22 protein-coding genes and 1 tRNA gene are annotated in these 18225 nt (G+C 65.4%); 18 read left to right on the forward strand and 5 right to left on the reverse strand.

The features are described 5' to 3' along the window. The first annotated feature begins 136 nt into the window (after positions 1 to 136). The 5 genes from MXB53_RS08920 to MXB53_RS08940 all read left to right on the forward strand — a co-directional run bounded on the left by MXB53_RS08920 (position 137) and on the right by MXB53_RS08940 (position 2999). Positions 137 to 454: a hypothetical protein gene (locus MXB53_RS08920; RefSeq protein ID WP_248897028.1), complete on the forward strand. Its 318-nt coding sequence runs from the start codon at positions 137 to 139 to the stop codon at positions 452 to 454. Next, complete coding sequence (locus MXB53_RS08925) at positions 451 to 1296, forward strand: NOP5/NOP56 family protein (RefSeq protein ID WP_248897029.1); 846 nt, start codon at positions 451 to 453, stop codon at positions 1294 to 1296. Before MXB53_RS08920 ends, MXB53_RS08925 begins: the two co-directional genes overlap by 4 nt. Beyond that, a complete protein-coding gene (locus MXB53_RS08930) occupies positions 1293 to 1931 on the forward strand; it encodes a fibrillarin-like rRNA/tRNA 2'-O-methyltransferase (protein ID WP_248897030.1) in 639 nt (212 codons plus the stop codon). Before MXB53_RS08925 ends, MXB53_RS08930 begins: the two co-directional genes overlap by 4 nt. A 118-nt stretch (positions 1932 to 2049) precedes the next feature. Continuing rightward, on the forward strand, positions 2050 to 2724 hold the full coding sequence (gene tenA, locus MXB53_RS08935; RefSeq protein WP_248897031.1) for a thiaminase II: 675 nt from the start codon (positions 2050 to 2052) through the stop codon (positions 2722 to 2724). Further along, on the forward strand, positions 2721 to 2999 hold the full coding sequence (locus tag MXB53_RS08940) for a DUF8152 family protein (protein WP_248897032.1): 279 nt from the start codon (positions 2721 to 2723) through the stop codon (positions 2997 to 2999). Before tenA ends, MXB53_RS08940 begins: the two co-directional genes overlap by 4 nt. A 34-nt stretch (positions 3000 to 3033) precedes the next feature. Here the strand turns inward: MXB53_RS08940 and MXB53_RS08945 are convergent, their stop codons facing one another. Continuing rightward, positions 3034 to 3333, reverse strand: coding sequence for a PadR family transcriptional regulator (locus MXB53_RS08945; protein ID WP_248897033.1), 300 nt, complete (start codon positions 3331 to 3333; stop codon positions 3034 to 3036). 265 nt (positions 3334 to 3598) lie between these two features. Here MXB53_RS08945 and MXB53_RS08950 point away from each other — a divergent pair, with 265 nt between their 5' ends. Genes MXB53_RS08950 through MXB53_RS08960 form a run of 3 tightly spaced genes read left to right on the forward strand, consistent with a single transcriptional unit; the run spans position 3599 to position 5753 of the window. Then, on the forward strand, positions 3599 to 4681 hold the full coding sequence (locus tag MXB53_RS08950; protein WP_248897034.1) for a glutamate--cysteine ligase: 1083 nt from the start codon (positions 3599 to 3601) through the stop codon (positions 4679 to 4681). Between the two features lie 49 nt (positions 4682 to 4730). Then, positions 4731 to 5216 carry a winged helix-turn-helix domain-containing protein gene (locus tag MXB53_RS08955; RefSeq protein WP_248897035.1) on the forward strand — a complete coding sequence of 162 codons (486 nt, stop codon included), beginning with the start codon at positions 4731 to 4733 and terminating at the stop codon, positions 5214 to 5216. Positions 5217 to 5270: 54 nt separating this feature from the next. Beyond that, complete coding sequence (locus MXB53_RS08960; protein WP_248897036.1) at positions 5271 to 5753, forward strand: phosphopantetheine adenylyltransferase; 483 nt, start codon at positions 5271 to 5273, stop codon at positions 5751 to 5753. A 107-nt stretch (positions 5754 to 5860) separates the two neighbouring features. Here MXB53_RS08960 and MXB53_RS08965 read toward each other — a convergent pair whose 3' ends face one another. After that, positions 5861 to 6169 (reverse strand): transcription initiation factor IIB family protein, encoded by a 309-nt coding sequence (locus MXB53_RS08965; protein ID WP_248897037.1) that lies wholly within the window; start codon positions 6167 to 6169, stop codon positions 5861 to 5863. Positions 6170 to 6298: 129 nt separating this feature from the next. Further along, positions 6299 to 7390, reverse strand: coding sequence for a type I restriction enzyme HsdR N-terminal domain-containing protein (locus MXB53_RS08970; RefSeq protein ID WP_248897038.1), 1092 nt, complete (start codon positions 7388 to 7390; stop codon positions 6299 to 6301). A 254-nt stretch (positions 7391 to 7644) separates the two neighbouring features. Between MXB53_RS08970 and MXB53_RS08975 the strand changes: the two genes are divergently transcribed. Beyond that, positions 7645 to 7728 (forward strand) — tRNA-Leu (locus tag MXB53_RS08975). A gap of 245 nt (positions 7729 to 7973) precedes the next feature. Then, entirely contained in the window at positions 7974 to 8504 is a 531-nt protein-coding gene (locus MXB53_RS08980) for a hypothetical protein (RefSeq protein WP_248897039.1), read from the forward strand. Between the two features lie 45 nt (positions 8505 to 8549). Here MXB53_RS08980 and MXB53_RS08985 read toward each other — a convergent pair whose 3' ends face one another. Beyond that, complete coding sequence (locus tag MXB53_RS08985; protein WP_248897040.1) at positions 8550 to 10757, reverse strand: PAS domain S-box protein; 2208 nt, start codon at positions 10755 to 10757, stop codon at positions 8550 to 8552. Positions 10758 to 10924: 167 nt separating this feature from the next. Between MXB53_RS08985 and MXB53_RS08990 the strand changes: the two genes are divergently transcribed. The 4 genes from MXB53_RS08990 to MXB53_RS09005 all read left to right on the forward strand — a co-directional run bounded on the left by MXB53_RS08990 (position 10925) and on the right by MXB53_RS09005 (position 14082). Beyond that, complete coding sequence (locus MXB53_RS08990) at positions 10925 to 12145, forward strand: CBS domain-containing protein (RefSeq protein WP_283102253.1); 1221 nt, start codon at positions 10925 to 10927, stop codon at positions 12143 to 12145. 327 nt (positions 12146 to 12472) lie between these two features. Beyond that, on the forward strand, positions 12473 to 12682 hold the full coding sequence (locus MXB53_RS08995; RefSeq protein ID WP_248897042.1) for a DUF7511 domain-containing protein: 210 nt from the start codon (positions 12473 to 12475) through the stop codon (positions 12680 to 12682). Between the two features lie 114 nt (positions 12683 to 12796). Further along, positions 12797 to 13357 (forward strand): Mov34/MPN/PAD-1 family protein, encoded by a 561-nt coding sequence (locus MXB53_RS09000; protein ID WP_248897043.1) that lies wholly within the window; start codon positions 12797 to 12799, stop codon positions 13355 to 13357. Continuing rightward, positions 13354 to 14082: a M48 family metallopeptidase gene (locus tag MXB53_RS09005; RefSeq protein ID WP_248897044.1), complete on the forward strand. Its 729-nt coding sequence runs from the start codon at positions 13354 to 13356 to the stop codon at positions 14080 to 14082. The genes MXB53_RS09000 and MXB53_RS09005 overlap by 4 nt, the downstream gene beginning before the upstream one ends. Positions 14083 to 14088: 6 nt before the next feature. Here the strand turns inward: MXB53_RS09005 and MXB53_RS09010 are convergent, their stop codons facing one another. Then, positions 14089 to 14985: a DUF502 domain-containing protein gene (locus MXB53_RS09010; RefSeq protein WP_248897045.1), complete on the reverse strand. Its 897-nt coding sequence runs from the start codon at positions 14983 to 14985 to the stop codon at positions 14089 to 14091. Between the two features lie 119 nt (positions 14986 to 15104). Between MXB53_RS09010 and MXB53_RS09015 the strand changes: the two genes are divergently transcribed. From MXB53_RS09015 to MXB53_RS09030, 4 genes are all read left to right on the forward strand, one after another. Continuing rightward, complete coding sequence (locus MXB53_RS09015) at positions 15105 to 15677, forward strand: DUF7978 family protein (RefSeq protein ID WP_248897046.1); 573 nt, start codon at positions 15105 to 15107, stop codon at positions 15675 to 15677. 61 nt (positions 15678 to 15738) lie between these two features. After that, positions 15739 to 15966 (forward strand): hypothetical protein, encoded by a 228-nt coding sequence (locus tag MXB53_RS09020; protein WP_248897047.1) that lies wholly within the window; start codon positions 15739 to 15741, stop codon positions 15964 to 15966. 43 nt (positions 15967 to 16009) lie between these two features. Continuing rightward, positions 16010 to 17659 carry a long-chain fatty acid--CoA ligase gene (locus MXB53_RS09025; RefSeq protein ID WP_248897048.1) on the forward strand — a complete coding sequence of 550 codons (1650 nt, stop codon included), beginning with the start codon at positions 16010 to 16012 and terminating at the stop codon, positions 17657 to 17659. A gap of 42 nt (positions 17660 to 17701) precedes the next feature. Further along, positions 17702 to 18220 (forward strand): hypothetical protein, encoded by a 519-nt coding sequence (locus tag MXB53_RS09030; RefSeq protein ID WP_248897049.1) that lies wholly within the window; start codon positions 17702 to 17704, stop codon positions 18218 to 18220. Positions 18221 to 18225 lie beyond the last annotated feature (5 nt).

Consider the following 18225-nt stretch of genomic DNA (forward strand, 5'->3'; position numbering starts at 1 on the left):
GGCCTAAGTTTCCGGTATTCCAGCCATAGGGTTGCATATGATACTTTGAAGCGATTGCGACTAATTCAGCGTGGAATATCCGACAGCGTACTACTGCATACATCCTCTGTAGTGAGTAGCCAGTGCATTCCCAAGCATGCCGTCCTCCGACAGACTCCGCGAACAGCGGCTTCGCGCCGCGGTCCGTGACGGCGTGATCGATGCCCTCGGAACGGTCTTCTGGTCAGTCCTCGCCGCTGTCGCGCTGCTGGTAGGGCTCCAGGCCATCCAGATCGCGTTTGTCACGCCGTCGATCCTCGCGACGGCGGGGTTCGTCGCCGTCGGCGTCCTCGTCTCCGGGGCGAGCCTGTACCTCCTCTCTCTCCTGTACTGGACGAGGGAGAGCGACGCGTCCACACCGAACGGTCTCATCGAAAGCACATTTACGAGGTGGGCGTCTAGGGACGGTACATGACCGACGAATCTGCGGCGTCCGCCTGGTTTCGGGGCGTCGACCCCGGCGAGACGGCCGCGGCCCGCGAGGCGATCGAACACGGGCACGCGGACGAGCCAGCGGACTGGCCGGCTATCGCCGTCGACGCCGGGTTCGCGGACGACGAGGACGACTACTATCGCCGGCTCCACGACGCGACGGTGGCGGCGACCCACGAGGCCGTCCGGGAACGCGAACAGGCCGACGACCAGCAGTTGAAACACGCGACCCGTGCCATCGAGGACATCGACCGCACCGCGAACGAACTCGCAGAGCGGGTCGCGGAGTGGGCGGGCGCCCTGTTCGACGACGTGCGAACGGGCATCCCCGGTGCGCGCGAGGTGGCCGAGCGCGACCCCGAGACGGCCGCTGAGCGCCGCGCCGTCTCGCTAGCCCAACGGGTCGCCGACCTCGACGACGAGGCCGAAGCCCTCCGGACGTTCATCGAGCGCACCGCGCCGGTCGTCGCCCCGAACCTGAGCGAAATGGCGGGGCCGGTGCTGGCCGCGCGCCTCATCGCCCTCGCCGGCGGCCTCGAAGACCTGGCGAAGATGCCCTCCGGGACGGTCCAGGTGCTCGGCGCCGAGGACGCGCTGTTCGCCCACCTCTCCGGCCGCGCGCCGTCGCCGAAACACGGCGTCATCTACACTCACGACTACGTCCACAACACCCGCCCCGAGGACCGCGGCTCGGCGGCCCGCGCGCTGGCGGGCAAACTCACTATCGCCGCGCGTATCGACCACTACGCCGGCGACCTTCGGCCGTCCGTCCACGAGGAACTCGACGAGCGCATGGAGACCATTCGCGCGCGGGGTGAGGCGTGAGCCTCCCCGACGGCGTCGAACGCCGGACGTTCGACGGCCGCGAGCGACTCGCCACGCGCGGCAGTCCCGTGTACGGCGAGCCGACGGACGGCCCATGGCGCCTCTGGGACGCCGGACGGTCGAAACTCGGCGCCATGCTGGAACTCGGCCTCGACACCGGTCTCGCTGGCGGCGACGCCGTGCTCTATCTCGGCGCTGCCAGCGGGACGACCGTGAGCCACGTCGCCGATGTCTGTGGACCGACCTACGCCGTCGAGTTCGCGCCGCGGCCCGCGCGTGATCTCGTCGATGTCGCGGCGTCTCGCCCAACCCTCTTTCCGCTCCTCAAGGACGCCCGTCGGCCGGAGACGTACGCCCACGTCGTCGAGTCGGGGCTCGACGCCATCGTGCAGGACGTGGCCACTCGCGGCCAGGCCCGCGTCGCGACGCGAAACCGACAGTTCCTCGCCGCTGACGGCCGCCTCGTTGCCTCCATCAAAGCCCGCAGCGAGGACGTAACCGCGGAGCCCGCGGCCGTGTTCGAGGACGCGCTCGACGAGTTGCGGACGGCGTACGAAATCCTGGAGACGGCGCGCCTGGACCGCTATCACGACGACCACCTCGCCGTGATCGCTCGCCCCCGCACCGACGACTGATCGTCGGCACCCAGGGAGGCGACTATCTTCGTTGACGTACAGCCGAGGGGATGACCCCGCGACAACGCGGTGGTATCACCCGCCAAAGCTTCTTGGGTCGACGCTCCCGACATCGCGTATGGCCTTCACCGACGACCTCCAGCCCGTCGCCGAGACCCTGTGGGACGACATCGTCGCCCACCCGATGGTGTCCCGCCTCGGCGACGGTAGCCTCGACGTCGAACCGTTCGCGTACTGGGTGCGCCAGGACTACGTGTATCTGATCGACTACGCGCGGGTGTTCGCCCACGGCGCCGCGGCGGCGCCCACGCTGGAGCGGATGGGGACGTTCGCTGAGTTGCTCCACGAGACGCTCACCACCGAGATGGACCTTCACCGGGCCTACGCCGCCGAGTTCGGCATCAGCGAGACCGATCTCGAAGCGACCGAGCCCTCGCCGACGACCCGGGCGTACACCGACTTCCTCGTCCGGGTGGCCGCCACGGGGTCGTTCGGTGACCTCGTCGCGGCGCTCCTGCCCTGTATGTGGGGGTTCAACGAGACGGCGAAGCGCCTCGAAGCCGACGGCCTTCCCGACGATGACCGCTACGCCGAGTGGATCAGCACGTACGCCGGCGCGGAGTTCTCGGAACTCACCGCCTGGTGCAAGGACCTCCTGGACGAGGTGGCGGCCGAGGCGAGCGAGGCGGAGCGCGAGCGGTATCGCGATCTGTTCGTCACGTCCGGACGCTACGAGTACCGGTTCTGGGACGCCGCCTGGCGCCAGGAGTCGTGGACGATCAGTCCCGAATGAGTCACGCGGACGAACTCCGTCGGCTACGCGACCATCTCGATGCGACCGAAGAACTCCCGGTTCGGCCGGACGCGAGTCCGTGGCTCGGCGAAGCGGCAGCCATCGCGTCGGATCTGGTGGATGCGGAGCTGCCGCCGGCGGTCGTCGCCGAGCGGGTGGAACACGTCGCGGCGCTGCTGGACGAAATAGAGACGACAGGAAATCAATCGGCGGACGAACACGTCGCTGCGGCCGAACGGCTGGCGAACCGAATCGTGACGGCAGCCGACGAGTGAGCGGGGACCGTCGGCAGCGTTACACCAAACCGTATCAGGCCGGCGTCGCTTCTTCGATCAGCTCCGAGACGTACTGGTCTTCCCACTCGCGGCGGGCTTCGAGTTCGCGTCGTCCGCGGCGCGTCAGCGTGTAGTAGTTGGTGCGGCGGTCTCGTTGCCCTTTGTCGATGAGGCCCTTCTCGACCAGGGTGTCGAGATTGGGGTACAGCCGCCCGTGATGGATCTCGCTCTCGTAATAATCTTCGAGTTCCTCCTTGATCGCCAGCCCGTGGGGCTCGTCGAGCCCGGCGATGACATACAGGAGATCTCGCTGGAAGCCGGTCAAGTCGTGCATCGTCAGTTTTCGTTTATATCTCGATGCTTATATGACTGTCGTGAGAGGACACGATTGCACTCGACGATCCGAATCTCCCCGGAAGCGGCGCCTCGGCGAGCGAACGGCCGGGATCGCGAGTCGGCACTTCCCTCGCTTCTCGTGCGTTCGTGGGGGAACGTCACCGTCTACTGATACTGGCCAGACGGGAGGGGGGCGGTCGACTTCCGTGGCATCCGGCCGTCGTCCACGGCTTATTTAATCGGCGGCACCAAACGGAGGAGCGATGGAACTCGGCTCGCGGGACGCGTTCGCGCGGATGGGGACGCTCGGCATCGAAGAGGAGTTCTACATCGTCGACGAGGCGGGACGGCCGACCGCGGGGATCGACGACCTGATCTACGGAAGCGAGCCGCCCGAACCGCTCGTCGACCGTCTCGATCACGAACTGTTTCAGTTCACCATTGAAACGCAGACGCCGCTCATCGAACGGCTGAGCGATGCGGCCGCCGAACTGCGAGTCGTCCGCGAGGCGCTGGTGCAACACGCCGCCGATCACGGCTACCGGATCGCCGCCGCGGGGCTGCATCCGACGGCGAAGTGGCGCGAACTCGACCACGCGACCAAAGCGCGCTACCGCGCCCAACTCGACCGTATTCAGTATCCTCAGCACCGGAACACCACCGCCGGCCTGCACGTCCACGTCGGCGTCGACGACGCCGATAAGGCGACCTGGATCGCCAACCGGCTCCGGTGGTATCTCCCCATGCTCCTCGCGCTCTCGGCGAACTCCCCGTTCTGGAACGGCTTCGACACGGGCCTGGCCTCCGCCCGCGCCAAGATATTCGAGAACCTCCCGAACACCGGCATCCCCACCGCGTTCGAGGATTTCGACGCCTACCAGCGGTTCGAGCGTCACATGGTCGAAACGGGATCGATCAACGACCGCGGCGAACTCTGGTTCGATGTCCGTCCTCACACCGGTCACGGCACCGTCGAAGTGCGCACGCCCGACGCCCAGGCCGACCCCGACCGCGTGCTCGCGTTCGCCGAGTACGTCCACGCGCTGGTCGTCGACCTGGGTGAGCGCTACGAGGACGGCGAGTCACTCCCCCGTCTCCGCCGGGAGTTCCTCGACGAGAACAAGTGGCGGGCCATGCGCCACGGCCACGACGCCGAGTTCGTGACACGTGCGGGCGACGACACCATCTCGCTGGCGGCCTTCGTCGACCGGGAGAGCGACCGCCTCGGCGTCGACGGGCTCCGTGCCATCCTCGACGCCCCGAGCGGCGCGGCCACCCAGCGGCGGATCCACGACGCCGACGGCGCCGACGCGCTCCGTGAATCCCTGCTCCTGCCGTCGCCGTAATCGGAGCAAGCCTTTTACCCGCCGCGATCTGACCTTTTGGAGAGAACACATGTCCGACGACAACGACTCCGACCGGTTCGACGCGGACGACGAGGAGGACGTCTCGGCGCGCGAGCGACTGGAGGCCGAGGCCGACCGCGCCGTGACGGAGTTCGACGAGGGCATCGTCGACCTGCTGGCGTGGGTGCTGGATACGGAGACCCGCGCTCGCATCTACGTGTATCTCCGGCAGCACCCCGATTCGACGAGCGAGGAAGTCGCCGAAGGGACTGGACTCTACCCCAGCACGGTCCGGGAGGCGCTGGCCCAACTCCACGAGGAAGGCACCGTCGAGCGACACAAACGCGAGAGCGCCGGCGCCGGCAACAACCCCTACGAGTACGAGGCCATCGCGCCGAGCGATCTGGTCCGGGGTGTCGTCGGTCAGGTTCAGGACCAGTTGAACGCCGTGTTCAACCTCGACCGGGAACTGGACGCGGACGCCGACGGCACCGAGTCCGACCCCGTTCGGATCACCGTCGACGGCGAGGAGTGATCCGCCCAGTGTCGAGCCGACCTTTTTAAGTCACGCCGAATCGTGGCACCGGATATGCAGGTCGCGCTTGGCGGGACGTTCGACCCCATACACGACGGACACCGAGCGCTGTTCGAGCGCGCGTTCGAGCTCGGCGATGTCACCGTCGGTCTCACCAGTGACGACCTCGCGTCCGAGACGCGGCACGAACCGCGGCGGGTCCGACCCTTCGCCGAGCGCAAAGCGGATCTGGAACTCGAACTCGAACCGCTCGCGTCGGCCCACGACCGCGAGTACGCGATCCGACGACTCGACGAGCCGACGGGCATCGCGACCGATCCGACGTACGACGCCATCGTCGTCTCGCCGGAGACGCGTGACGGCGCCGAGAAGATCAACGAGATCCGCGCCGAGCGCGGCGTGGACCCGCTCCGCGTCGAAGTCGTCGATCACGTCCCCGCCGAGGACGGCGAACGCATCTCCTCGACGCGGATCGCCCGGGGCGAGATCGACCGCCACGGCAACCTCACGCCCGAGCGCACTCCGGAGACGGAGTAGTAGGAATCATCGGACATCATCATATGCGGTTTATTGTAAGTCAGTTCCGGTGGTTCGTCGGGACGGTCCGGCGAGAATCTCTGGACAGTTACGATCATCCCTAGAGGTCACCACTCCGGCGCGCGGAACCCTGACTCCTCCAGCAACGCCTTCCAGCGCTGCTGGACGCTCAAGCGCGTCACGTCCATCGCCGCCGCGGCGGCGCCCTGTGACCGCTCGTCGCCGGCGATCAACGCGCCGGCATAGAGGCTCGCGGCCGCCACGGCGGGTTTCGATCGCTCCTCGTCCGGGACGTTCGACAGGAACAGATCGACGGCGTTTGACCGCGCCTCGGCGCCCAGTTCGAGGCTGTCCGCGGCGCGGGTCAGGCGGGCAACCCACTCCTCGTTGTCGATACGGTCCCGCGCCCGATACATGGGTGATGGTTCGGCTGCGTGGTATTTATACTGTGTCCCGAGCAGGAGCGCATTCGTGGAACGACAGAGAGAGCGCCTCGGAGGAGTCTACGCATCGCACATAGTGAGATAGTTACCGAACGGCGAGAATTAGAGCATGTCGTCGGTCGTCTCTGCTGACCGTAGTGCTCCGATCGTGGTATAACGAAGCCCTTGCGGGTACTTCGACTCATATGGAACCGGATCTTCTAACTCGAAAAGACTCTCGGATTCGAAGCGAATAACCATCTTGTCTTCCGCTATTTTCGCGCCGTCGGCGTACTCTTCGATGGGGCGAGATAATTCGGCCTCTTCGGGCGGAACTACGTCCTTGACTGTAGCGAAGTATTTGACCTGACGTACGTCGCCAGTCACGTACATCGCAACGTACTCGAACTCGCTTCCAATCCGAACGAATCCCCATGCGTTGTTCTCCTTGAGAAACGGTAGGCCTGACTCCTTCGTCGGGAAGACCGCGACCTTCGCGTCATCATTGCCGTCAATCTCAGTCCGCCGAATTGCCCCAGCGATATGATTTCCTGTTGGTTCGACACCGCCACTACTGCCACCGACGGGTTCGTCAGTACCCCCGCTGTCGGCGTCAATCTCCGACGCAATATCCGCGACGAGCCGGTCAATCATCTCTTTTGCCTGTGTTTCCGCGAGCGACGAGATTGAATCTGAAACCTCTTCAGCTAACGTATTCGAAAGTTCGACTGCCAATTCGTCCTTTTCGACCTCAAGAGTTCGCCGGGCTTCCCGGAGTTCGTTGATCCGGCCGAGTATCTTCCCCGATTCGCCCGACTCGATGGCGTCTTTCTCGAAGGCCGTCAGAACGGCGAGGCGGTTGGGTAGATCTTCGAGGGCTACGTCACCGACCTTCTGTACGTCCACGTTCGAGGCGTCAACACGGCGCTGAAAGAACCGGTACTGCTTGCCGTTCGTGAGGATACCGTACGTGACGTTCTTGTTCATCATGTACGACGACAGCTGTTCTTCGTGCTTGACCGTCAGAGCAGTGTCCGCTCCCTTGGCTTCGAGAAATGCGACTGGCGTTCCTTCCAGAATCAACGCATAATCGACCTTGTAAGTCCGCCCGAACGCCTCGACGGAGTATTCGAGTTGAGTATTTTCCGGAATCTGCCACTCGAGCAAATCTAAAAAATCACGCAGAACAGCGGCTTTGGTGTTGGCCTCATCCATCTGCGGAGAGGAGTCGAGAACGGATTCGGATTGCTCCACGTACTCCCGAATAGCGCTCCTATTCATGTTGTCCTGTCACGTCACGGGGGTAGCTTATCAAACCCTGCGAACGAACGCCCGGGGATCGGCACGTGGTAGGGCCCCGTCTCGAAACAGTATGGTAGTTGATGTATTCACGATGAACAGCCCTGCGACTTGAGTGAGTTTATAACCTTATAGTCCAAATCCGGGCACGTCGGGGAACCTACCGACGCGCGCGGGTAGCCAAGCCAGGAAAAGGCGCAGCGCTTAGGACGCTGTCCCGTAGGGGTCCGCCGGTTCAAATCCGGTCCCGCGCATGAGCGAACGGAGTGAGCGAAGAGCAGGCACGGATTTGTGGCCCAGAGAACGAGCGGAGCGAGTTCTCGTGGTTCAAATCCGGTCCCGCGCAGTGAGGAGCGAAGCGACGAACGAGCAGGACGGGGTGAGCTCTAGAAGACGAACGGAGTGAGTCTTCTTTCGGTTCAAATCCGGTCCCGCAGCCGTATTCGGGGATTCAGCCGCCACACGAGGTTTTATCCTCTGATTGGAGACAAACTGTGGTATGGACCCCGAGGAGATCCGGAACTGGAGCGAACGCTACGACGAGGTCTATGACGGCGGTTTACAGGACATCGAAGAACATCTTCACGAGGCGCTCACCGCCCAGCAGTATCTCACCCGCGACCAACTCGAAGACGTAGTTCGGTGGAAACTGAACGGAATGCCGGGCAGACGAGGTGGAAACCTCGACAGGGTAAGAACGGTCCCTGACCAGTTCGTTCGACGGGTAAGCGAAGCCGCCCTACAGGTTGACGACCCGACTGTGCAGTTGAAGACGCTGAAATCTGTCCCCGGTATCGGGCCAGCGACCGGGACTGTCGTACTAACGTTCTATGATCCCGAGCACTACGGTATCGGTGACCGGTATATCGTCCACGAGCTCTTGGGAGAGGACCGGATCATGCGTGTCACGGACTATCCGGACATCCTGGCAGAACTCCGCGACCGCAATCCCGGCGGGTTCGACCTGCGAACCGTCGAGAAAGCCTACTATCAGCGATACCGGGTCGAGAACGACGTTGGAGACTGGTAGCCCGAAGAAGCGTAGCAACCGGACGCTTCGACTACAAACGCTCACCTACCCCTCCACGAACTCCACACCCCTGATCTCGAATCGCGCGCCGCCCTCATCACTCTCGACAATCCGCACGGACCATCCGTGGGCCTCGACGATCTGCTCGACGATGCTCAACCCGAAGCCGGTTCCCCGCTCCGATGTCGAGTAGCCGGCCTCGAAGACATCGGTGCGTTCGCCCTCGGGAATCCCTGGCCCGTCGTCTTCGACGTAGAAGCCGTCGTCCAGGTCGCCCACGGTGACCGTGACATCCGCGCCGCCGTGCTCGACACTGTCGTCGGATTCCATCCGACTGCTCGTGGAAGCATGTTCCACACTGTTCCGAAACAGGTTCTCGAACAGTTGCTTCAACCGGCCGATGTCGGCCTGAATCGTGCGATCGGTGTCGACGACGAGCGAGGCGTTCGCCGTCTCGACGGTGTCCCAGCACTGGTCGAGTACTGTCTCGAGGGCGACCGGTTCGGGGTCGGTCACTGTAGTCCCCTCCCGAGCGAGTGCGAGGAGGTCCTCGATGAGGGCGTCCATCCGCTCGTGTGCGTGGGCGACGTCCTCCAGGTGGTCACAGTCACAGTTGCGGCGGGCGAGTTCCAGTCGGCCTTCAGCGACGTTTAACGGGTTCCGGAGATCGTGTGAGATGACGCTGGCGAACCGATCGAGGCGCTGATTCTGGTGTTCCAGTTCCTCCGCGTAGGCCTTCCGCTCGGAGATGTCACGACCGATACCGACGAGCCCGTCCATATCGATGTCCTCGCCATGCAGCCGACCGGCCGTGAACTCGTAGGGGATGTGGGTCCCGTCGGCCGTGACGAGGTCGGCCTCGACGACCGCCTGCCCGGTCGTCAGGGCCTCGTCGATCGCGGCCTGTACCCGCGGTCGATCCCCCTCGGCGAAGAACTCGATCACGTGCATCGCGTCGATTTCGTCGCCCGGGCGACCGATGACCGCGGAAAACCGGTCGTTCCACCGGCGGAGAGTCCCATCCTGGCCGACGAGATAGAAGATATCGGGGAGCATCTGAGTCAGTTGCTCGACGAAATCACGCTCCTTTCGGAGTCGTCGCTTCTGTTCGACCTGTTCGGAGATATCCTGGCCGAAGCCACACAGTCGTTCGACGCGCCCCTCCTCGTCGGTGATGACGGTCGCATCGAACCGATACGGGACGAGGCTCCCGTCCTTCGTGCGGAACTCGGCCTCCGCAGTGACGGTGCCGGTCTCTAGGAGTTCCTGGATCTTCTCGGCGATGTACTCCTGTTCGTCGTCGGGGAAGAACTCGGTCGCGTGCATCCCGATCGCTTCCTGGGGACGATACCCCGTCACGGAGCCATCCGTGTCGCTCCAGTCGGTGACGTAGCCCTCGGTGTCGAGCACCCAGTAACACTCCAGCACGCTGTCGAGGACGATTTCGTTGAACGCTTGCTGCTTGCGGAGTCGTTGCTCGCTCCGCTTCCGGTCCGTGATATCGCGAAGCACGCCGACGAATCGCCGCTCGCCGTTCCATTCGAACTCGCTGACGGAGACCGAGGTCGTGAGTTCGTGTCCCTCCTCGTGGCGCACCGGCAGTTCCGCCGCGTTCCAGTCGAGCGTTCGTTCCCCCGTCGCGAGATACCGGTCGACGGCGGCGAGATGGTCGTCGCGATAGCGGGCGGGCATCAGCGTGGTCAGGGGTTCACCGACGAGCGACTCGGGATCGTAGCCGAACGACTCCTCGACGGCGGGGTTCGCAAACCGGATCGTGCTCTCGGCGTCGATGGCGATGATCGCGTCCGTCGAGTTGGTCGTGATCGCTTCGAGGCGCGCACGGGTGCGTTCGGATGCCTGAATGTCCCGCCACTCCTCGACGGCGGTTTCCACCCGGCGGGCGAGCGTCGAGAGCCCCTCGTCGACGCTCTCGTGCCGGAGATAATCGGTGACGCCCGCCGAGATGGCTTTGCTCGCGACCGCTTCGCCCCCCGCGTCGGTGAAGAGGATAAAGGGGAGGTCCGGATGGGTCTCGCGGACGGCGGAGAGAAACGCGAGGCCGTCCCGGTGGGGCAACGCGTACGCCGAGACGATGCAGTCGACACCGGTCTCGGCGAGTCGCTCGAGCCCGTCGGCGGCGGTGGTCGCCGTCGAGACCTCGAAGCGGTCGTCAGCGCGTTCGAGGGCGACCGCAACCGATTCGGGATCGGGAGCGACGTGGAGGATGTGGTGGCTACCGGGTGGCGGGCTCATCGATGGTACGGTTATCGGTAGTGTCGGATCAGCTATAAGTGTCGTGGTCGGTCGCCCGAGCGTCTCGATACCGGCCGGGACGCCGCGTTCGAAGCCCTTTGGCTGGTGCTATTAGTGTGTTTCCGGGAAAGCCACGCGTGGACACTGTCGTTCGGGATTGATCACAAATGGATATTAGTTCGATCGTTTCGACCGAGTACACTGAGGTGTCGAGTGACACACGGATCGCGAAGGTCGTCGCAGCGTTCGAGGATCCCGACTGTCGGGGGGTGATCGTGACGGAAGACGGGACGTTCGAGGGTGTCATAACCCGCCGTCAACTCGTCGCCTCGCACCACGACCCGGACCAGAAGGCGGGCTCGTGCGTCTGGGCCGTACCCCAGATAGCGACCGACGAAGACGTACGGCGAGTCGCCCAACTGATGATCGACGGCGACACCCGCCTCCTCCCCGTGTTCGAAGACCAGCATCTGCAGGGCGTCGTCACGGCCGACGACCTCCTGAAACACGTCCAGGAGTTCCTCGAAGCGGCGACCGTCGACCAGGCCGCAAGCCGAGACCTCGTGACGATCCGTCCGGACACGACGCTCGGGGAGGCGCTCCACGAGTTCCGCGACCACCGGATCACCCATCTCCCGGTCGTCGAGGACGGCTCCGCACGCGGGATGCTGACGCTCTACGATATCGTCGATCTGACCACCCGCGAGATACAGGTGTCACAGGGCGGGAACGCGTCGGGGTTCGACGCACACGGCGGCGAGGGATCGAGTGACAACTACCGCACTCACGGCGGGTTCGGCGCCCGCGAGGGCGAACTCGACCGGATGCTCGACCTGCCCGTCCGCGACGAGATGTCCTCGCCGGTCCGAACGGCCGACCTGGAGGAGACGCTCGACGAAGTGGTCCACGAGATGTTCGACGCGACCGCGTCGTCGCTCGTCGTCACCGACGAGAACGAGGAGCCGATGGGCATCATCACCAAAACCGACGTGCTCGACGCGCTCACGTGGGGGGCGGAGGGACACCGCGCCGTCCAGGTCACCGGCACCGAGTACATCGACGACACGACGTACCGGGATATCGTCGACACGATCGACGAACTGGACGGGATGGACAGCGGCCTCGACATCCACGACGCGAACATCCACATCAACGAACACCAGGAGCGACAGCGCGGGACGCCGCTGCTGTTCGTCCGCGTCCGCCTCGCGACGGATCGTGGACTCATCACGGCGTCCGAAGAGGGGTACGGCGCGAGCCACGCGCTCAACGAGGTGCGGGACATCCTGAAACGCCGGATTCGGGAGAAGAAAACCTACGACAAGAGCAAGAAGCCCCCCGGCGAGGACTACTGGAAGCGGCGGTTCGGCTGGCTGCTCAGAGAGTGATCTATATCGGGGGACGCTCCCCCGGTCCTCGATGGACCGCCGGCTGTATGTCGAGATTTGGCGGGGGTTGACTTCGGATCGGATCTGCAGTCAATCGCCGGCTATCTGGAGGGCATGCCGAAGATGCCGCGTCGGAACTTCTCTCGGCGTTTCACGAGACCGACCACCCGTGGCGGTCATCGCCGACGGTCGCCGCGCAGTGTGACCGCACCGTCCCGACGATCGAACGCCTCCGGCTCCGGTTCGCGGAACGAAACCCGGTGTGAGTGGCGGCTAGCCCCCCGATTAGGAGGGCATTTTTCTGTGGTTGCACGCGATGGCTCGTGTATGAGCGACTCGGACGACACGACGGCGCTCCGTCCGTCGTCTCACCCCCCGGAGTCGGACACGCGGCCACTGACGAGCGTGGTCGTCGAACGGGACGACAACCCCGACAGTTGCACGTTGTACCCGGTCGGGGCGCGCGACGAGGCACCCGTGACGCGGTGGCTCTCCGGCACCGGCGACGCGTTCGTCGACCTCGACGACGCGCGGTAGCCCGAGACGCCGTCGGTGAGGGGGCGTACCCATTTCAAGAGGGTCGCCTGCAGTGGCGTATCTCTCTCGACGTACAGCCGTCAGTGTTAGAAGGCGGCGGCTCCACCTTTGGGTATGCGCCTGTTCCGGTCGAGCGAACTCCTGGGAATCGCCCGGGAGACACTGGAGTTCGTCCTCGACGCCTCCGAGGAGACCCATCCGAACGAGTACATGGGCTTTCTCCGGGCCGAAGACGCCCGGAAGTTCGACCTCGACCGCGAGGGACAGCTGATCACCGACGTGCTCGTCATTCCGGGAACGGTGTCGAACCCCGTCAGCGCGACCGTGAAAACGAACATGAAGCCGAACGACGTGCGCTCGGTCGGATCGGTCCACTCCCACCCGAACGGCGCGCTCCAGCCGAGTTCACAGGACCTCGCGACGTTCGGACAGGGATCGGTACACATGATCGTCGGCGCGCCCTACGGTCCCGACGACTGGCGGGCGTTCGACAACGAGGGCGAGCCACGCACGCTCAACGTCATCGACATCGACCTGCCGGACGAGCAGTTCTTCGATTTTACCCAGGACGACATCGACGCCGAACTCCGGGCCGAGGGGCGGAGCGTCGCGGGGCGAGACGACGAACGCACCGATCGTGACGACCGCGGCGGCTTCCTCTCGTGGCTCCGGTGACCGGTGACGACTCCCCCTCGAACCGCTACCACGTCGGCGTCGCGGCCGTCCCGTACACGGTCGACCGCGAGGCCGGCCGGACGACCATCGACTGCTCGATGACGCCCGACATGGAACTGACGGTCCGGGCACCGGCCGAGGCGAGCGCCGCTGCCGTCGAGGCCGCGCTCGACGACCGGCGGGCGTGGGTGCTGGACACGCTCTACGGCCTCGCCGAGCAGCCGGATCCACGCCTCGGTCACGACTTCACGAACGGCGAGAAACTGCTGTATCGGGGGAAGAAACACCGTCTCCGCGTCTCCGAGAGTTCGGTGGACGAGCCCGCGTTCACCTTCGACGGAACGCGGTTCGGACTCCGGATCCCCCGCGACGAGGAAACGCCGGCCACGGAGCGCCGTCGAGCGGTCGTCGACTGGTACGTGGCGCACGCCGAAGACGTACTCCCGTCTTGTGTGGCGACCGTCGCCGACGGCGATCCGGTCCCGCCCGTCGCGGTCACCGAGAGCGGCCGGCGCTGGATCCGCGTCGACGAGACGCTGACGCTCCACTGGCGTCTCGTTCTCGCCCCGCGTGAGATCGTCGCCTACGTCGTTGCCCACGGTCTCGCGCGACGCGACCACGACCCGTCGACCGAGGCGTTCTGGGAAGCAGTCGACCGCCGCGTTCCGGACTCCCGGGTGCGGCGGTCGTGGCTTCGGCACAATGGCGCGCAACTCCGGCTGTGAGGTGGATCAGGAGCCGCGTTCCGCGTCGTCGTTCCGTGGCGCGCGGTCGTCGTCCTCGGCGTCCGGCGCCGCATCCGCTCGGGACCGCGCGGCCGCCATCGTCTCCCGGGCCGTCTCCTCCAACTGCGACGAGGCGTCGACGGCGTACGCCTCTAGCTCCTCGATGTCGACGATATCGGCTGCGTCGAGGCGGCGCTCGAACCGGTCGAGCATCCCCTCAGTCAACTCCTCTTCGGACCGCTGCCCGGTGGCGACGCCGCTGGTCACGATGGACTGGATGCCCTCTTCGACGGTCATGTCGATGTCGTAGACGTGCGCCGTGGAGACGTGGAGAACGTAGCCGCCCATCACCGGGTTGGGTGCCATCGGGAGAAAGAGCGTCACCATGTCCGTCTCGTCGGTCGCGTCCCGGATCACGTCTGGCGTCTCCGCAGTCAGGAAGGCGATAGAGTACGACCCCTGGTCCGGAAACTCGACCAGTTTCACCTCACGGAAGCTATCGGTGTCGCTGTCGAGCAGAAGCCCGCTCATCTCGTCGAGGCTCTGGTAGAGCGAGCCGACGCCGGGGATGCGAGCGATGAGCGTATCGAAGAGGGCACCGAAGCCGGAGCGGTTCGGACGCCGCTCGGTCACGGCGCCGATGCAGAACACCGTCGCGACGAGCATCACGATGGTCACGAGTTTGACCGTGGTTTCCGATGTCGACTGAAAGCCGATGATCGAGGTGAGGATGCCGACGAGCGGGTCGAGTTGCTGCGAGACGAAGTTCACGACGGCGCTGAGAACGAGCAGCGTCACGATGAGCGGGAGGGTAACGGCAGCACCGGTGACGAAGGCCTGTCGGGCGAACCCCCGCGCTCCGTCGTAGTCGTCGAACGGGTCGCTGTCGCTGGGACGGCGCATGGACGCACAACGCCGGTGATCGGTGAAAACGTTCCGGGCGAGCGGCCGACGGATCGGATCTCGGTATGCGAACCCGAACCACGGGTATTTACCGGGTCAGCTACACGGCCTATGTAGCCATGTCCTCAAACTCGAACGTCTTCGATACCCTCCCGTTCGTGGCGGGGGCGCTGTCTGGAGTGGTCGCGTGGGTGCTCGGCTATGTCTTCACCTATCTCATCGTGGCACCCGACATTCGTGAGTCGGCATTACAACGGATCATCGAGACGTTCGGAGGCGATTCGGCCACCTACGAGCTGGTTGGATGGGTGTTCTTTAATGCACACTTCGTCAACACCGTCTTTCAGAACGTCCCGCTCGTTGGCAATCGCACCACTAGCTTCATCGGCGGTGAGCAGGGGTTCACCGTCCTCCTCTACGTGATTCCCGTCGGCCTGCTTCTCGCCGCCGGTATCGCGCTCGCCCGATATCGCGGCGTCACGAACGCAACCGATGGAGCGCTCACCGGCGTGACCGCGCTCCCCGGATATCTCCTGTTGTCAGTCGTCGGTGTGTTCCTCTTCGAGGTGACTGTCGCCGACGTAAGTGGCGGGCCGGACGTGCTTCCAGCCATCTTCCTCGCCGGAATCATCTATCCCGCGCTGGTCGCCGGCGGCGGTGGCGCTCTCATCGGGATGCTCGCTGACACCTGAGACGCGACGACGGGGGCGGGGTGCCACCACACATAACTGTCTCACCGCCATCCGCAGACACATGGACGAAGCGCTCGATGTCGTCGACGCGGTCGCCGACTCGGGAATCGAAGGTGTGCTGACGTGGCTCCTCCGCCTCGTTGGACTGCTGCTCGTGTTCGCCGGTCTCGGCCTCTGGCTGTTCACGGAGATGGGATTGCTTGTCCTTCCGGCCGCCCTCCTCGTTGTGGGACTCGTGCTCCTCGTCGTCCCCGAACTGTTGCTCACGGCCGCTGAGCTCGCTGGCTGACCAGCACGACAGCCTTTATTCGCACCGTGGTGGACGACAACGTATGGCGACACAGCAGACGCTCCGGCCGTTCCTGTCACGGTCGGCACGACTCTACCCCGACCACGAGATCGTCGCTCGCACGCGGGCGGGGACGGTGCGGTGTACGTACGCCGAGTACGCCGATCGCGTCGCTCGGCTGGCGAACGCCCTCCGGGCGGCCGGCGTCGAACACGGCGATCGCGTGGCGACGATGTGCTGGAACCACGACCGCCATTTCGAGGCGTACTTCGCCGTGCCGAACCTGGGCGCACAGTTACACACCGTCAACCCGCTCCTGCCCGCGAGCGACGTGCGCCGCATCGTCGAGAGCGCGAACGATCGACTGCTCCTCGTCGACCCGTCGCTCACGGACACCCTCGTCGAGGCGTACGACCCGGACGCCTTCGCGAGCGTCGAGCGCATCGTCGTCGTGGGGAGCGAGGCGCCCGCGCTCGACGTATCCGTTCCCGTCACCGACTACGACTCGTTCGTCGCAGGCCACGACCCAGACTACGACTGGCCCGCACTCGACGGCGACCACGCGGCCGGCCTCTGTTACTCCTCGGGAACGACGGGCGCGCCGAAAGGCGTCGAGTACACCCAGCGGATGCTCTGGAGCCACACGATGGCGATCATGACGCCGATGGGGCTCGACATCGACCACTCGGACGTGGTGATGCCCGTCGTCCCGATGTTTCACATCAACGCGTGGGGACTCCCCTACGCCGCGACGGCCGCCGGAGCGACACACGTCTACCCGGGGCCCTCGCCCGATCCGGCCGATATCGTCGACCTGATCGAACGCGAGGGCGTCACGCTCACTGCGGGCGTACCGACGGTGTGGCTGGGCGTCCTCGACCATCTGGAGTCGACCGACGGCGCCCCGGATCTTTCCACGCTCGAACGCATCGTCATCGGCGGGGCGGCCCCGCCCGAACGCCTGATCCGCGCGTTCGACGACCGGGGCATCGAGGTGGTCCACGGGTGGGGGATGACCGAAACGTCGCCCGTGGGCGCCGTCTCCCACCTCAAGCCCGAGTTGCAGGACGCCGACTACGACCGACGGGTGGCGAAACGGGAGAAACAGGGGCTCGTCCTGCCCGGACTGGAGTTCCGGGTCGTCGACGACGCGGGCGAGGAGGTCCCTTGGGACGGCGAGTCGATGGGCGAACTCCTCATCCGGGGGCCGTGGGTCGCGACGACGTACTACGACGGCGACGACGCGGACGCCTTCGACGGGTCGTGGCTCCGCACCGGCGACGTGGTGACCGTCGACGCGGACGGCTACCTCGAACTCGTCGACCGCGCGGCCGACGTCATCAAATCCGGTGGGGAGTGGATCTCCTCGCAGGCGCTCGAAAACGCGATCATGGGCCACGACGCAGTGCGCGAGGCGGCCGTCGTCGGCGTCCCCCACGAGCGCTGGGGGGAGCGTCCCGTCGCCTTCGTCGCCAGCGATGTCGAGGATCGAGACGCGTTGCGGGACGCCCTCGCCGACCGCCTCCGCGACGACTACCCCGACTGGTGGGTTCCCGACCGGTTCCGCTTCGTCGAGTCGATCCCCAAGACGGCGACCGGAAAGTTCGCCAAAGAGGCCCTGCGGGCGCGCCACGACGAGACTCTCGATGGTCCCATCGACGCGGCGCCGCCGGAGGGGAGCGAGAGCAACTGACCGCCACAGAAAACATTTGGGTCCGACGGCACAGTTTCGACTATGCGCTCCCAGGTCGGGCTCGCTGCCCTCTTGGCCATCGCCCTCGTGACGGCCGGGTGTGCCGGCGTCCAGCCGGACGGGGGGACGGCGACCGACACCGCCACTGGTACCGCGACACCGACCGACACCGCTACGCCGACGGCGACAGCGACGGCGACGCCCGCGAACGTCGACTTCCCCGACGGGCCGCGCGAGCCGCCGGCGCGACCCGCGACGCTGAGCGCGTCGTCCGTGCGCGAGTACGTCGAGACCTACGAGTACCGCTACGCCTACAACTCGCTGTGGATAAACGAGTACTCCGAGGTCACCCTCGACTGCCGCGTCGATAACGTGACCCAGCGGTCGTCGGGGTACGAGGCGGTCGTCACGTGTACTGGGTACTCGAACACGAACGTGCCCGAGAATTCGACGCTGACGCCGGGGCCACACGCCGACTGGTTCACGCAGTCGTATCGCTACCGCGTGACCGAGACGGCGACGCGACGACAGCGCGTGGAGAATCGCGACCCGGTGTCTTGATCGTC

Origin of the sequence: Haloplanus sp. XH21 (assembly GCF_023276355.1) — an archaeon.
Taxonomy (GTDB): Archaea; Halobacteriota; Halobacteria; order Halobacteriales; family Haloferacaceae; genus Haloplanus; species Haloplanus halobius.

Excerpts from the sequence above, each read along its gene's own strand:
- MXB53_RS08920 (WP_248897028.1), top strand. The coding sequence starts at position 137 with ATGCCGTCCTCCGACAGACTCCGCGAACAGCGGCTTCGCGCCGCGGTC.
- MXB53_RS08925 (WP_248897029.1), top strand. The coding sequence starts at position 451 with ATGACCGACGAATCTGCGGCGTCCGCCTGGTTTCGGGGCGTCGACCCC.
- tenA (WP_248897031.1), top strand. The coding sequence starts at position 2,050 with ATGGCCTTCACCGACGACCTCCAGCCCGTCGCCGAGACCCTGTGGGAC.
- MXB53_RS08940 (WP_248897032.1), top strand. The coding sequence starts at position 2,721 with ATGAGTCACGCGGACGAACTCCGTCGGCTACGCGACCATCTCGATGCG.
- MXB53_RS08945 (WP_248897033.1), bottom strand. The coding sequence starts at position 3,333 with ATGCACGACTTGACCGGCTTCCAGCGAGATCTCCTGTATGTCATCGCC.
- MXB53_RS08950 (WP_248897034.1), top strand. The coding sequence starts at position 3,599 with ATGGAACTCGGCTCGCGGGACGCGTTCGCGCGGATGGGGACGCTCGGC.
- MXB53_RS08955 (WP_248897035.1), top strand. The coding sequence starts at position 4,731 with ATGTCCGACGACAACGACTCCGACCGGTTCGACGCGGACGACGAGGAG.
- MXB53_RS08960 (WP_248897036.1), top strand. The coding sequence starts at position 5,271 with ATGCAGGTCGCGCTTGGCGGGACGTTCGACCCCATACACGACGGACAC.
- MXB53_RS08965 (WP_248897037.1), bottom strand. The coding sequence starts at position 6,169 with ATGTATCGGGCGCGGGACCGTATCGACAACGAGGAGTGGGTTGCCCGC.
- MXB53_RS08970 (WP_248897038.1), bottom strand. The coding sequence starts at position 7,390 with ATGGATGAGGCCAACACCAAAGCCGCTGTTCTGCGTGATTTTTTAGAT.
- MXB53_RS08980 (WP_248897039.1), top strand. The coding sequence starts at position 7,974 with ATGGACCCCGAGGAGATCCGGAACTGGAGCGAACGCTACGACGAGGTC.
- MXB53_RS08985 (WP_248897040.1), bottom strand. The coding sequence starts at position 10,757 with ATGAGCCCGCCACCCGGTAGCCACCACATCCTCCACGTCGCTCCCGAT.
- MXB53_RS08990 (WP_283102253.1), top strand. The coding sequence starts at position 10,925 with ATGGATATTAGTTCGATCGTTTCGACCGAGTACACTGAGGTGTCGAGT.
- MXB53_RS08995 (WP_248897042.1), top strand. The coding sequence starts at position 12,473 with ATGAGCGACTCGGACGACACGACGGCGCTCCGTCCGTCGTCTCACCCC.
- MXB53_RS09000 (WP_248897043.1), top strand. The coding sequence starts at position 12,797 with ATGCGCCTGTTCCGGTCGAGCGAACTCCTGGGAATCGCCCGGGAGACA.
- MXB53_RS09010 (WP_248897045.1), bottom strand. The coding sequence starts at position 14,985 with ATGCGCCGTCCCAGCGACAGCGACCCGTTCGACGACTACGACGGAGCG.
- MXB53_RS09015 (WP_248897046.1), top strand. The coding sequence starts at position 15,105 with ATGTCCTCAAACTCGAACGTCTTCGATACCCTCCCGTTCGTGGCGGGG.
- MXB53_RS09020 (WP_248897047.1), top strand. The coding sequence starts at position 15,739 with ATGGACGAAGCGCTCGATGTCGTCGACGCGGTCGCCGACTCGGGAATC.
- MXB53_RS09025 (WP_248897048.1), top strand. The coding sequence starts at position 16,010 with ATGGCGACACAGCAGACGCTCCGGCCGTTCCTGTCACGGTCGGCACGA.
- MXB53_RS09030 (WP_248897049.1), top strand. The coding sequence starts at position 17,702 with ATGCGCTCCCAGGTCGGGCTCGCTGCCCTCTTGGCCATCGCCCTCGTG.